Raw genomic sequence first — 14,467 nt, 5'->3', positions numbered from 1 at the left:
AACCTGTGGCCTCAAAATTAGGAATTTTGCGCTCTATCCTACTGAGCTACGAGGACAAAATCGGCAATTTAATCGCCGATAATATTCATAACATCGTCTAGTTTTTTGTGAAGATCTTTGTCGTTGATGGGCTTTGTCATAAAGTCATAAGCACCCTTATTTAAAGCCTCTCGTTTAGCGGTCTCGTCCGTCGTAAGGACGATGACGGGGATATGAGCTATACTTTCTCTAGCGTGAAGATTATCTAAAAATTCCAGCCCATTCATCACAGGCATTACGATATCTAATAAAATCAAATCAACGGGCTGAACTTCGAGTACGGCAAGGGCGTCCAAGCCGTTTTTGGCTTGGAGTATGGTTTGGAATTTGCCATATTTTTTTAGCATAACTTCAAGTAGCTTTAAATTTATAGCGTCGTCATCAACCGTTAAAACTTTCAAATCTCTCATTTAAGACCTCATCCTTATATATATTTTTGTGCGAGTTTCTCAAGACCCGACTTGGTGATATTGTAACTAGCGACTTCGCTAAATAGTGGATTTTCATCGTTGTCGTTAGAAAACAGAACTAGCTTGGTCGCAGACGCTTTTCGGCGTAAGCTCTCTAACGCCGCTAAGTCTAGCCCCGCTAGCTTTTTATCAATCAAAACAAGCTTATAACTACCCGTAGCCGCCATAGAAATAAGCTGGTCGAAATTGCCCGCAATTTCTACGTCTTTATACTGATGTTTTAATATACTGGCAAAAATTTTACTTTCCATAATATTTGCCTTGCATATAAGTATATCTTTTGTCGGCACACGCGCACCCTTAGCTTTCACTACATCATCGGAAACTATGCTTTTTTTAGGAACTAGCTTCATTATCGTCTTTGGCACTTTGACAGTTTTAATGACCGTCTTAGGCACTTGGCGTTTGACAAGCTTTTTAACCAGCTTCTTTGTAGTTCCACCGGCTGGCGCTGCATCAGATCGTTTATCACCGATAAAATTATCTAGCATTTGGGCTAATATATCCTTTTTGATCGGCTTGGTGCAGTATTCGTCAAGCCCCGCCGCCATAAATTTCTCTCTATCGCCCTTTAGCGCATTAGCGGTAACAGCCACGATCGGGATGTGGCGAAGATTATTCTCGTGTTCGTATTGCTTGATCTGCTTTGTAGATTCGATACCGTCCATAACAGGCATCGAAATATCCATAAATATGAGATCATAGTCGTTATTGGCTTTTCTGGCTTCCAGTGCCAAAAGTCCGTTTTCGACTATCGTCAAATTCATATTAAAGCTATTTAACGTATGCTTCATAAGCTTTTGATTGATCTCATTATCCTCCGCAATAAGGATTTTGGCGTTATATTTTCTATTGACCAAAGGTACATTTTCATCGGCAGGATTTCTCTCTACCGGCACTTCAACCTCTTCTTCGACTTCGACATCCTCTTCAACCATAATGGTTTCTTCCTGCTGCTCGTCTTCGTACACGGTAACGGGCACCTCGACCATCTCCTCTTCCCCGGGCTGCGGGATCACTACCGGTTCGACTTTTACGCTAACAGGCTCGATCTCGGGCTCTTCGACATGGACGTTTTGGGTAGCAGGCTCTGTCTTTGGAATATCTACAGGCTCCGGCTCAATACTCGGCTCTTCGGCAGGAATATTTTGAGCCGCTGGTTCTACTACTGGTGTTACCGGTTCAGACTCGATATTTGAAGACTCCTGTTTAACCTCTTCAAGTTTTGGCTCGATAGGTTTTAGTTCAGGCTCAATTGCTACCGGCTCTGGCTCAACAGCGATAGGTTCCGGTTCTATTGTATTTTCAGTTGGAATTTCAGGTTCTGAAAGTTTAACACTTGAAATTTCATCTTCATGAGCAGAAACACTTGAAGTATCAGGCTTCGAAGCTTTAGCGATATGAATTTCAGGCTCAGTTTTAACGGCCACAGGAATTTCTTCTTCTACGCTTGGAATTTCAACCTTTTTGGCAGGCTCTTGCACCTTGGCGCTCGGTTTGATATCCGAAAGATCGATATCTATATCAGGAATTTCAATCTCAGCCTTAGGCGTCTCAACCTTAGCCTTTGGAATTTCTATTTTTGCAGGCTCAGCCTTTACTTCTTCTTCCTCTTTCTCAATCTTAGGAAGCTCTATTTCGATATCGGAAAGATCAATGCTAGGAGTTTCGGCTTTAGGGGCCTGGGTCTGCGCCGCATGTGTTTTGAGCCCTACAAAATCATCAGGAATTTCCAAAGATATAGGCTCATCGATATCGGTCTGGGTATCCTTTGTGCTTGAAGGCTCTACTTTTGGCTTTTCTGCGTGCGGGATTACTATTTCAGGAATATCTATATCGATCTTTGGCGATTCAGGCTCTATCTTTTCAATCTTAATATCACTCATAGGCTCGATATCTATAGGCTTAATGACCGGTTCTTCTGCTTCAGGAGCTTCTTTTTTGAGCTCTTGAGCAATACTAGGCTTACTAACAGCCTCCTCTTTATGCGCAGAATGAGCCTCGGCATCATGCGTACGCCTTCTGCTTTGCAAGATAGCGCGTAGCTCGTCTGCCGACGAAGTAGTAGCATGTCGTAATTCATCGAGCTTATTGATGATAGGTCTTTCTTTTACTACCGGTTCTTCCATAATCATTTCATCAGCGACGATAGGCTTTTCCACCTCAGCATCCAGCTTAATCTCATGCGTCTGTGGAGCAAAATCCGATCTGCTTAGAGCAATTCCGGATTTTGAAATTTTATCTAGCGTCTTAACGAATTTAGTTAAGTTAAAAGGCTCTGTGAGGGTAAAAATTTTAGAATTTGAAATGCTAATACTTTGAAGCTCTTTTGGCTTAAGAGTTAAGATCGTAGGCATACTCAATATATCGCTAACCTCGCCGTAATTCTTAAATCTAGTGATAAGAGCATCATATTTGTTATTATTTTGCGCTGAGCGGAACTGCGCGTTCGTATTAAATATCGAAATTTTACCACCTAGCTTGCTGATGTAGTTTTTAACGATATCATTATACATCGTATCGGCGCTATCGGCTAAAAGCGCAAAATTTAGTCCTTTGATACTTTCAAATACTGCGTCCGCATCAGTTTTTTGTGTCTCTTTAAAAGCAAGGGTGAAGTAAAATCTAGTACCCTTTCCTACGGTAGATTTAACCTGAAGCTTACCGCCCATCATCGCTACGTATTTCGACGAAATCGTAAGTCCAAGACCTGTTCCGCCGTATTTGCGTGTGATCGTAGAGTCGGCCTGAGAGAAGGCGTTAAATACATTTGCGAGCTTATCTTCAGAAATTCCAATGCCGGTATCTTCTACGCTAAACGTTACGATCGCCTCTCCAGGAGCTTTGCTAGGCTCTCTTAAAATTTCAACTACGATAGTGCCGTGCTCAGGCGTAAATTTGACCGCATTTGACATGAGGTTGATAAGAACCTCTTTGATCTTCGTAATATCGCCGTATAGATGATGCACTAGTGTAGGATCGATGTAGAGCAAGATGTCGATATTCTTTTCGGCGGCCTTTGCGACGTAAATTTCAACCGCGCTTTCGAAATCTTGGATAGGATTAAATAAGATATCCTCAAGCTCGACCTTATTGCTCTCGATCTTGGATACATCCAAAATGTTATTAATGATCGTTAGAAGATTTTCGGACGATTTTTCGATGGTATCAACGTAATCGCGCTTCTCCTCATCCAAATCGGTATTTTTAAGAAGCTCCGTAAAGCCGATGATGCCGTTAAGCGGCGTCCTGATCTCGTGCGACATATTGGCCAAAAAGATCGATTTTGCCTTGTTGGCATCCTCCGCAGCGCCCTTTTGATACGCAATCAGATCAAGCGCATCCTCGATAAGCGAATACGCCTTGTTAACACCCTCACTAGTCCTAACGTCGATATGCTCGTGCTGATTCGTCAAATCGCCGATTCGGCTAAGCACGTTGCCGAGATCGGTAACGTTCTGTCTTAAACGCCTAGTAATACCCAAGGCAAAAACGACCAAAATAGCCGCTAAAACCCATATACCAAGAGCGATAAATAGGTTTCTTAGCCTTTGCGCTAGGTAAGTATCGGCATGCGTCGCAAGCTCAGCATTGATCTTTTCAGAAATTTCGCTTAACTTTTTATATTTAAGTGTAGTAGAAGCAAACCACTCTTGAAAAGGTACGCTATAGTGTCCCTCATCCGCTTCTTGCTGCAATGTGGCTGAAATTTTAGCAGTCTCTCTTAATGCGTTTTGAAATTCCTCTCCGTCTAGAATTTTTAAAATCGCGGCTCTAGCATCCGATTCCGGCAAGAAGTAGTAATTAGGAAGCGAACTAGATAAGTTGAAGCTAGCCCAAGTCCTTAGCTGCGCCTGATTCATCGCCTTGCTACCGATGATGTATTCGATAATATAGTCACGCTCCGATGCGGTGGCATCCATCGCCTCATAAGTATTAAGCAACGAAACCGTCCAAACGGTAATATTTGAGCTTACAAGACCCTCTCTTAGCACTCGTTGGATTGTTTTTACATCATCATCGAATTTTTGAAAATATGAGCTGAAAAGCTCACCGAAGCTTTTGCTTTGAGCATCGACATCCCTTCTTACCTGCGGAAGTTTATCTAATAAACCGTCTATATCGGTCTCGGCAGCCAAAAGCTCGTCATTACCGGTGCCGTAAGCGAAAATATCAAAAATAGTCTTTTTTACGACATTTTCGCTGATATTTTTGCTTTCTTTGTACTTTGCAAGCGCGTCGTCGGTTTTTTTGCGTTGACCCGATAAAAGGGTTCCCATACCGGGATTTCCCTCACTACCCAAAAACGCCGAAGTGATACCGCGCTCTTTATCTACCTGCTCTACCAACGCCGCGAGATTACTATTTTTAGCAATTTGCTGCTGCAAAATTCCCACCCTGGCGTAATCCTGCAAAGAGATAAACAAGAAATATGATGCAAACGCGAAAATCAAAAGTAACGGGATACCGCTAACAAGTCTCAAAGCACTTGTAGTATTTAAATTCATACAAAATCCTTCAAAGCGCAGCTTACGCGACGTTAAATTTTATTCAACCGGAGAAACGAAGTCGCTTCCGTCACGCTAGGCGGAGACGATTTAGCCGTCCTGCAAAGTTAATGGGTGATTTTACTAAACAAATCTTTAAATATAGCTTTTTGCGTTAGGTTTTCGTTAATGATTGTTTAAAATTTTTTCGGCGGTTTGGATATTCGTAAGCGATCTGATCTCATCAAAGCTCGCCGCATAAATGCTCTCAAAATCGCCGTAAAAGTCCAAAAGCTTCTTCAGGCTACCCTTGCTAACGCCCAAGCTTAGCAGCTTTGAGCTTTGCAGATCGAGTTTGCGTTTGCTCTTTTGGTGAAACGAGATCGCAAAGCGGTGCGCCTCATCGCGTAGGCGCTGAAAAAACTGCAACTTTTTATCATCCGTTGGCAGCGAAAAAATCCCGCCCTTCGTGCAAATTTTATCTTTCGCAGCTCCCTTTGCACGGTGAGCTTTAGCGTCGATCTTTTCTTTAGAAATGGCGATTATATCGACGTTTGCTCCGACGCTACAGATTATTTCCTCCGCTAAGTTTAGCAGAGCCGTTCCGCCGTCGATGAGCCACAGATCGGGCGCTGCAAGCTCGTCAAATTTAAGCGCGCGGCTAGTTAGATACTCGCGCATCTGATCGTAGTCGTTATTTGATCTAAGGTGTTTGTGGCGGTAGTTTTGCTTGTTAAACTCGCCGTCTTGAAAGCTTATCATAGCCCCCACGGCTGCGGCGCCGAACATATGCGAATTGTCGAAAACTTCGATATTTACGGGCAAATTCGTAAGATCAAAATAATCCTTCAGCTCCTGCAAAAATGCATAATCGTGCGTTTTTAGATGCTTTTTGATATTGATCTCGCAGTTTTGGTATGCGATCTCGCAAATTTTACGCTTTTCGCCGATTTTCGGTGCGTAAATTTTAAAGGCTCTTTCGTGCCGCTTGGATAAAATTTCGCATACCAGATCCGTATCGTCAAACTCGTCGTAAACGTAAATTTTAGCGCACGCCACGGGAGCCGCGGCCGGGAAGGCGCTTAAGATCATCTGCTTGTAGGCGTTTGCGATATCATCGGCGCTCGGGGCTTTGCAGTTGATTATATGCGAGCTTGAGGCTGAAATTTTACCCTCGCGTATGCTAAAATGCACGGCGCAGACGAGCCCGTCGCGTGCGGCAATCGCAAAGACCTCGAAATCATCGAGCTTTGCCAGATCGACCTCAACCTTTATGTTCATCTGCTTTAAAATTTCGATCGTATCGCGGATCTGCGCGGCTTCTTCGAAATTTTCGCTCTGCGCGAGCCGTGCCATCCGATCCTGAAGCTGCGGCATCATCTTTTGCGGATTTTTCAGAGCCGCAAGCGCGCTCTGTACGATACGTGCGTAATCTTGCTTTGAAATTTTATCCTCGCACGGAGCGGCGCAGCGCCCGATCTGGTGGAACAAACAGGCCTTTTTGCCTTTGACGCAATTTTTCTTCTGTACGAGCGGAAACTGCATGTAAAGCGTCTGTAAAATTTCCTTCGCGCCGTGAAAATAGGGGCCGAAGTATCTGATGTTTCTGCCCTTTATGATCTTTCGCGTGATCTCAAAGCGCGGGAAATCGTCGTCTAAATTTACGTAGATATATGGATAGGTCTTATCGTCGCGCAGTAGGATGTTGTATTTTGGCTTAAGCTGCTTGATGAAAGAGTTTTCTAGTATCAGCGCGTCGCTCTCGCTAGGAGTTACGATGTATTCTAAATGCACAGCCTCGCTTATCATCTTGGCGATGCGCGCGCTTAAGCGCGGGCTCGGCGCGAGAGCGGGTGTGAAAGAAAAGTAGCTTTTGACGCGATTTTTTAAAATTTTTGCCTTGCCGACGTATAGTAGTTTGCCCGCGGCATCGAAGTACTGATACACGCCGGGGCTAGCAGGCAGGCTCTTAATCTCCTCTATTAGCAAGGATCAGCCCTCTTATCTCTTCAAAAATTTTATAAATTTGCGGATCTTGGATTTTGTTTTTAAACTCCCCCTTTGCGCGCTCCAAAGATAAAGCTTCGCCATCCCGGCGCAAATGAGCTTTATAAATTTGCGCCCTTCTTCTGCTCATTACTCTATCTGCGACGAAAAATTTTATATCGCGCACGCTGCAAAGCTCCGCCGTCTCTCTAGCGGCTACGAAGCGCTTTAATACGTCTTTTATTAAATTTATATTACTATCGCGTTTTAGTTCGCAAAGCCCAGCCGGGTGCTTCGCGGCTATCATCAAAATGCCATCTTTGACGTAGATGAAAGCGATCAGCCTTTGCCAACTAAGCGGCAAAATCGCTAAAAACTCGCCTCTTTCTCGCATCTTGGCATATAAAGGATCTTTTCTGATATGAGCGATTATTTCTCTTGCATTTTCCATAGACGGATTTTAGCATTTTTTATCTTAGTTTTGCTTAGCGGCTGCGGATATAAAGCACCGCCTTTTTACTCGGATGCGGATGAGCAAACCGCGAACGCAAAGGCATCCGCCGCGGATGGCAACAATACAAACGACACGAAAGGCAGCGTTAGAATTTTACGCGATAAATAGCCTACTTTTAGCTTTGCTTTGTTATACTTTTAAAAATTTTTACAAAGGAATTTCATGCAAACGGCAGACATTTTAGTGCTAGACTTCGGCTCTCAATACACACAGCTGATCGCTAGGCGCTTGCGCGAACAAGGCGTTTACACCGAGCTGATCGCATACGACGCACCGATCGATAAGATAAAAGCAAAAAACCCAAAAGGCATTATTTTAAGCGGCGGACCCGCTAGCGTTTACGCCAAGGATGCGTATTTTTGCGACGATAGAATTTTTGAGCTTGGAATTCCAATTTTAGGTATCTGCTACGGTATGCAGCTCATCGCGCATAAATTTGGCGCCAGCGTCGTGCCTGCGGGTAAAAAAGAGTATGGCAAGGCTTCTTTAAAGCTGCTTCGCGCTAGCAAGCTATTTGGCGGCGTGGAGGATAACTCGATCGTTTGGATGAGCCACTCGGACAAGGTCGAGAGCCTGCCGGAGGGCTTTGAGGTGATGGCAAGCTCGGATGAAAGTGAGTGGTGCGTATTTGGCGACGAGATTCGTAAAATTTATGCGCTGCAGTTTCATCCCGAGGTCTGCCACAGCGAGTTTGGCGATAGAATTTTAAAAAATTTTGCTAAAGAGATCTGTGGAATAACCAGCACTTGGAATATGGGCAGCTTTGCCAAAGAGCAGATGATCAAAATAAAAGAGCGCGTAGGCAGCGCCAAAGTGCTTTGCGCGGTAAGTGGCGGCGTGGATAGCTCGGTCGTAGCGGCGCTTTTGGCGCATGCGGTGCCGCAGAGCCTGATAGCGGTTTTCGTTGATAGCGGACTACTCCGCACTGGCGAGCGCAAGGCGGTGGAGGAGATGTTCAGGCTCAAACTCGGCGTGAGCTTAGACGTGATCGATGCTAGCGAGCTGTTTTTAAGTAGGCTAAAAGGGGTGGTCGATCCGGAGCAAAAACGCAAAATCATCGGCGCGACCTTCATTGAGGTTTTCAGCAAAGAAGCGGCAAAATACAAAAATGTAAAATTTCTAGCCCAAGGCACGCTCTACACCGATATCATCGAAAGCTCGGTCGCAGGCTCAAGCAAGACGATCAAAAGCCATCACAACGTAGGCGGACTGCCTAAAGATATGAAATTTGAACTGATCGAGCCTCTGCGCGAAATTTTTAAAGACGAGGTGCGCCAGCTGGGACTCGAACTAGGCCTTTCGCGCGAAGTCGTTTTCCGCCATCCGTTCCCGGGTCCGGGCCTTGCGATCCGCATAATGGGCGAGGTAAATACGCCGAGTCTCGAGCTGCTGCGCAAAGCCGACGTGATCCTACGCGACGAGCTAAAATCAAGCGGCTGGTACAACAAAACGTGGCAGGCGTTTTGCGTGCTGCTAAACGTGCACTCAGTAGGCGTCATGGGCGATAACCGCACCTACGAAAACGCCGTGTGCATACGCGTAGTGGACGCTAGTGACGGAATGACGGCTAGCTTTTCGCGCCTGCCGTACGAGCTTTTAGAAAACATCTCACGCCGCATCATAAACGAAGTAGACGGCATTAACCGCATAGTTTACGACATCTCGAGCAAACCGCCTGCAACGATAGAGTGGGAGTAAGATGAAACAAATCTGCATCATTTTAGCGCATCCTTACGAAAGAAGTCTAAATGCGGCTATTGCAAACGTAGCGGTAGAAAAGCTGCAAAATAGCGGCTACGAGGTTAAATTTCATGATCTATATAAGGAGAAATTTAATCCGATCCTTAGCGGCGCTGAGCTCGTGAGCGATGAAAGCGACGACGAGCTGTTAAAGGCGCATCAAAAAGACATAGCAAACGCCCACGGCATCGTGATTGTCCATCCGAACTGGTGGGGCGAGCCGCCCGCCATCCTCAAGGGCTGGATTGACCGTGTGCTAAGGCAGAGAGTAGCCTACGATTTTGCGCCGGGCGATAACGGCGGCGGGCTTCCGATAGGACTTTTAAAGGCTAAAGCCGCCGTAGTTTTCAACACCTCCAACACCCCCGAGGCCAGAGAAAACAAGATATTCGGCGATCCGCTGGAAAGAATTTGGAAAAGCTGCATTTTTGATTTTTGCGGCGTGAAAACCTTTGAGCGGCTGATGTTTAGAGTGGTCGCGGATAGCGACGAAGCTGAGCGAAAGGTATGGCTAAAGCAGGTGGTTCAGACGCTAGATAGATACTTTCCGAAGCAATCGCAATTGCTCTAAATTTAAAAATGCGCTATCCGCAAAATCAGCGCGGCATAGAATTTGACCGCTTATTTTAAACAGATACGCGCTACATTAGCTCGCTCGGTACAAAAATTTATAAAATTTAGGAGGCAATTATGCTTAGATTAATCGCAGCGATGGCGATTTTAGCGGCTCTCATATACTTCGTGATGGGCGGCGGCGGCAAAAAGACGATCAAAGATTACAAAAATTTCAGCCGCGAGGAGCTGGAGACTTTATGCCTCGAAAAGAACGATAAAATCGCCTGCCAGCGTATCGCCGTGGACTATATCAAAGAAAATAAACCGAAAAAATGATCTAAATTTGCGAGGCTAATTTTGCGGTTTCGCTCAAACAGCGCGCGGTTAAATTTCTTTCTAGTCCGATCAAAACGCTGCGCGGATAAATTTGCCCGCAAAGCATGGCTGAAATGCCGATTTGATCAATACCGAGCGCCGCGCAAATAACGTAAATTTAAAAGCAATAATTCAAGTATTAGCACGCGCACTGAAAAACCGCTAGCGCAAATTAAAGCGATAAATCGCGCTGTGTTCTTTGCGCGCAGACAAAAGGAGCGACCGATGAAAATTTTATGGCAAAGCAGGCTTCAAAACAGGCTTCGCGATATCAGCAAAACGTCCTAATTAAGGGCGATCGCGCATTTTACGTAGGCGATAACGACGAGCAAAAGCAGATGAAGCTTAGAAAATTTTCGCTTGCAAGCGGCGAGCAGTTAGCCTGCGCGCCTTTCCGCGATTTTACCCGCGCCGCGACCTTTGACGATGACGGCCGCACGCTCGTAGTTTTGGGCTTTATTGACACGATTTATAAAATTAACGCCGCAGATCTCGCGCTCATCTCAAAGCAGAAAAAGGGCGTGCTAAAATACGGCAACTTTATCGCGCTAAGTAGCAAGGACGGCGATAAAAAGGCTATTACGGCGACCGACGACACGCTTTTTATCTACGATTTTAAGACGCAGACGGGCACGCGAAAGCGATTAAAGGGTTGTGCGGCGATTTTTAAGCAGGATGAGCTAAATTTCTTGATTTTTACGCGCTCGGGTCAAATTTACCGCTTAAATTTGAGCGGTTGCGAGCTTAAAATCATCGCTAAAGCTTGCCCTATGACGCAGGTGCAGCGCGCGAGCGGCGGATATTGCATTCGCTTGGGCAAAGCAGACAAAAACGGCGAAATAGAGGGTGCTAACGAGCTTGTTTTTACGGACGCAAATTTTAACGTTAAATTCCGCGTGAAGCTGGACTTTGATTTCGATAGATTCGAGCTTGCGGCGGATGGACCGGACGGCTGGCACGGGCACTTTATAAACGAGCCGAATGAGCTGAGGATTCTTGATCTGCGTAGCGATGCGGGCGGCTTCGAGAACGGCGAGCACGACGGCTCGGGCAAATTTGCGCACGATAAAACCGAGGAATTTAGATGTGACGAAGCGGACGAATTTAATTGCAGCGGCTCGGATAAATTTACACGGAACGAGACGAGCAAATCCAGATGCGAAGCGATGGATAAATTTGAGTGCGACGAGCCCTTTAAATTTAAACTCGGCGAGCAGGTCCAATACCTCGCGGCAAAGTCCGTGTTGGCGCATAAATTTAAAAAAGGGCGCGAGAATTTTAGGCGTCGTTACGGCTGCTTCTTGCCGGGCTGCGAGCACAAAATACGAAGCGAAGCAGAAGGGCGCATTTGCCGAGCAAAATTTAGCGCCCAAAGGCGGCGTCGAAAAAGATGAGCATACGCAGCCGCATACCCGCACATGTCGAGTACTGGTAGATAACGCTTACGACGAGGATGCGGAGCAAATTTTAATCTGCTATGAGATCTAAGCCATGGTCCAAGCACGTCCATATTCCTGATTTAAAATTTACAGCAGTGATTTCACGCCTTTAATTAAGGCAGGTTTGTTAAAAATTTTGCAAAAATTTTATATAGAATTCTACCAAGACACAGAAATACCCGTTTAAAAATTCTACGACATGCAGGCGAGACCGTTGCAAAGCGTCGCGGCTAGCGATAAGTACGGCGCGACGGCAAGGATAAATCTTAACGCCCTAAGTGCGAGCAAATTTAAAGCGCAATCTCAAAGAGGTACGCGCGAAATTTTATCCCTAGCAGCGGGCTAAATTTCATGACTCGCGCGCCCGCACCCTATCAAATTTAAAATTTCAAATCCACGGCGAAATTCCGTGATATGACGGCAAAGCGTCGCGGGTCGGCGATTTGTACGGCGCGACCGCGCCCTTTCGCCGCTATCAGCACTTGACGTTTTTTGCCTTGCTATCTTGCATCGCGCGGAAAAATTCCGCCCTGCTTAGCGGGATTTCGTCCGGATGAGCGCTTCTGAAATGGCGCAGATAGCCCTCGTAATCGCCGAGCCCGATGAGCGGCGCAAGCGCGGCATCCGCGCGCGCCAAAAACCTCGCCACTGCCTTCGGGGCTGCGAGCGGATTAAATTTAAACTTTTTCATAAACGCCCCTATCTACGTGCTCGCTTTCTGCCAGTTTGAAATACCCCTCGTTCGCGCCGCCCTTTGAAATTTTAAGGCACATCCTTATCGTTTGGACGATGACTATGATCGTAACGACGACGAAAAGAGCACATAGCACGGCGTCGATGACGTTATTTCTGATGATAGCCTGCGCCTTTTCGATCGCGGCGGGATCGCTCAGGCCGACGAGCTTGGCGGCGGTATTTTGCGCGATAGCCACATGGCTTACCGCGTCGTGCACGCGCTCGCCATTAGCTGGCATCAGCTTCAAGATCGCCGCATAAAGCGTAGTTATAAGCACCCAAATCGCAGGAGCGATCGTGACGAAGGCGTATTTTTGCTTGCCCATTTTAAAAAGCACCACCGTCGCAAGCAGCAACGCGATGCCCGCAAGCATCTGATTGGACGCGCCGAAAAGCGGCCACAGCGTGTAAATTCCGCCCATAGGATCGGTAACGCCGCTGTAGAGCAGATAGCCCCAGCCCGCCACGCAGATCACCGTCGCGATGATGCCGTAGAGAAAATTTTTAGTATCGGAAAAGGGTTTATAAACGTTGCCTAAAATTTCTTGCACCATAAAGCGCCCCGTGCGCGTGCCCGCATCGACCGCGGTCAGAATAAACAGCGCCTCAAACAAGATCGCGAAATGGTACCAAAACGCCATCAGCTCCTTGCCGCCGATGATCTGATGCAGCAGCATCGTTAGCCCCATCGCAAAGGTAGGAGCGCCGCCCGTGCGGCTCATCATCGTGGTTTCGCCGACGTTTGAAGCCAAAGCGCCGATCTGCTCGGGCGTAATGCTAAATCCGATAGAATTTATGTACGCCGCGGCGCTTACCGCGTCTTTGCCCAGTACCGCGGCGGGCGAGTTGATAGCGAAGTATTCGCCCGGGCTTAGGATGCACGCCGCTACGAGCGCCATTATGCCCACAAGGCTCTCCATAAGCATCGAGCCGTAGCCGATGAAAAGAGCGTGGGTTTCGCGCTCGAGCATCTTCGGCGTCGTGCCGCTGGAGATCAGCGCGTGAAAGCCCGAGATCGCGCCGCATGCGATCGTGATAAACAAAAACGGAAATATCGGGCCTGCAAAAACGGGACCCGTGCCGTCGATAAATTTCGTCGTAGCGGGCATTTTAAGCTCGGGCGCGACAAAGATTATCGCGACCGCCATGCCGATGATGACGCCAAGCTTAAGAAAGGTGCTTAGATAATCGCGCGGCGCAAGCAGCAGCCACACGGGCAAGATCGCCGCGATAAAGCCGTAGCCGATCGTAAGAAGCGCGAGCGTCTCGCCCTTCAGCGAAAAAACGTCGTGCCAGTACGGATCGATCGAGACGTAATGCCCGCCCCAAAGCGCAAGCATCAGCAAAACAAAGCCGATGATCGATGCCTCGCTGACCTTGCCCGGGCGCAAAAACCTCATGTAAATTCCCATAAATATGGCGATCGGTATCGTCATCGCGATCGTAAAAAGCCCCCACGGCGAGTTTGCGAGCGCCTTTACGACGACCATCGCCAAAATCGCCACGATGATCAGCATGATGAAAAAAATTCCGATCATCGCGATGCCGCCCGTGAGCTTGCCCATCTCATCTTTGATCATCTCGCCGAGGCTCTTGCCGCCGCGCCGCGTAGATAGCACGAGCACGATGAAATCATGCACCGCGCCTGCGAGCACGACGCCTACCAAAAGCCAAATAGTGCCGGGCAGATAGCCCATCTGTGCGGCCACTACAGGACCTACGAGCGGTCCTGCGCCAGCGATAGCGGCGAAATGGTGCCCAAAAAGGACGTATTTATTCGTAGGGACGTAATCTCGTCCGTCGTTTCGGATCACCGCAGGAGTCGCGCGGCGATCGTCCAGCTCAAAGACGCGATACGCGATAAAGCGCCCGTAGAAAGTATATCCGATCAGATAGATGCACGCGCTGGCCACTACGAGCCAGACGGCGCTGATACTCTCGCCCTTATTTAGCGCAAGTACGCCGAAACACCACGCCCCTATGACGGCGACCGCCGCCCAAAGGATCTTTTGCCAAAATTTCATGCTCACTCCTTAAAGCTTAGCGAGCGGCTTTGGCGCAATTCGTCGTTTAATAAAACGGCTTGCGCCTTTAAAGCGAGACTCGTTAAATAAAATTTAGTGCGTA

The 14,467-nt window shown here is 47.2% G+C and carries 11 protein-coding genes; 5 read left to right on the top strand and 6 right to left on the bottom strand.

The features are described from left to right. Positions 1–68: 68 nt before the first annotated feature. The 4 genes from Q0274_RS09795 to Q0274_RS09780 all read right to left on the bottom strand — a co-directional run bounded on the left by Q0274_RS09795 (position 69) and on the right by Q0274_RS09780 (position 7,376). Complete coding sequence (locus Q0274_RS09795) at positions 69–449, bottom strand: response regulator (protein WP_005869488.1); 381 nt, start codon at positions 447–449, stop codon at positions 69–71. A 14-nt stretch (positions 450–463) separates the two neighbouring features. After that, entirely contained in the window at positions 464–5,017 is a 4,554-nt protein-coding gene (locus Q0274_RS09790; protein ID WP_298029333.1) for an ATP-binding protein, read from the bottom strand. Positions 5,018–5,182: 165 nt separating this feature from the next. After that, entirely contained in the window at positions 5,183–6,985 is a 1,803-nt protein-coding gene (uvrC, locus tag Q0274_RS09785) for an excinuclease ABC subunit UvrC (RefSeq protein WP_298029331.1), read from the bottom strand. Continuing rightward, entirely contained in the window at positions 6,966–7,376 is a 411-nt protein-coding gene (locus Q0274_RS09780; RefSeq protein WP_298029329.1) for a hypothetical protein, read from the bottom strand. Before Q0274_RS09780 ends, uvrC begins: the two co-directional genes overlap by 20 nt. A 27-nt stretch (positions 7,377–7,403) precedes the next feature. Between Q0274_RS09780 and Q0274_RS09775 the strand changes: the two genes are divergently transcribed. From Q0274_RS09775 to Q0274_RS09755, 5 genes are all read left to right on the top strand, one after another. Continuing rightward, positions 7,404–7,604, top strand: coding sequence for a hypothetical protein (locus Q0274_RS09775; RefSeq protein WP_298029327.1), 201 nt, complete (start codon positions 7,404–7,406; stop codon positions 7,602–7,604). A gap of 54 nt (positions 7,605–7,658) precedes the next feature. Then, positions 7,659–9,194: a glutamine-hydrolyzing GMP synthase gene (gene guaA, locus Q0274_RS09770; RefSeq protein ID WP_298029325.1), complete on the top strand. Its 1,536-nt coding sequence runs from the start codon at positions 7,659–7,661 to the stop codon at positions 9,192–9,194. A 1-nt stretch (position 9,195) separates the two neighbouring features. Continuing rightward, positions 9,196–9,807 carry an NAD(P)H-dependent oxidoreductase gene (locus Q0274_RS09765; protein ID WP_298029323.1) on the top strand — a complete coding sequence of 204 codons (612 nt, stop codon included), beginning with the start codon at positions 9,196–9,198 and terminating at the stop codon, positions 9,805–9,807. 119 nt (positions 9,808–9,926) lie between these two features. Further along, positions 9,927–10,127 carry a hypothetical protein gene (locus Q0274_RS09760; protein WP_297882160.1) on the top strand — a complete coding sequence of 67 codons (201 nt, stop codon included), beginning with the start codon at positions 9,927–9,929 and terminating at the stop codon, positions 10,125–10,127. A 275-nt stretch (positions 10,128–10,402) separates the two neighbouring features. Beyond that, positions 10,403–11,560 carry a hypothetical protein gene (locus Q0274_RS09755; protein WP_298029321.1) on the top strand — a complete coding sequence of 386 codons (1,158 nt, stop codon included), beginning with the start codon at positions 10,403–10,405 and terminating at the stop codon, positions 11,558–11,560. Between the two features lie 520 nt (positions 11,561–12,080). Here Q0274_RS09755 and kcuS read toward each other — a convergent pair. After that, complete coding sequence (gene kcuS, locus Q0274_RS09750) at positions 12,081–12,296, bottom strand: KCU-star family selenoprotein (RefSeq protein ID WP_297898049.1); 216 nt, start codon at positions 12,294–12,296, stop codon at positions 12,081–12,083. Further along, the gene (locus Q0274_RS09745) at positions 12,283–14,364 is read right to left on the bottom strand and encodes a carbon starvation CstA family protein (RefSeq protein ID WP_298029319.1); all 2,082 of its coding nucleotides are present in this window, start codon (positions 14,362–14,364) and stop codon (positions 12,283–12,285) included. The genes kcuS and Q0274_RS09745 overlap by 14 nt, the downstream gene beginning before the upstream one ends. Positions 14,365–14,467 lie beyond the last annotated feature (103 nt).

Origin of the sequence: uncultured Campylobacter sp., assembly GCF_937973075.1 — a bacterium.
In the GTDB taxonomy this organism is placed as follows: domain Bacteria; phylum Campylobacterota; class Campylobacteria; order Campylobacterales; family Campylobacteraceae; genus Campylobacter_B.
Note: the sequence above shows the minus strand (reverse complement) of the source record. Positions and strands in the feature narration are given on the sequence as shown.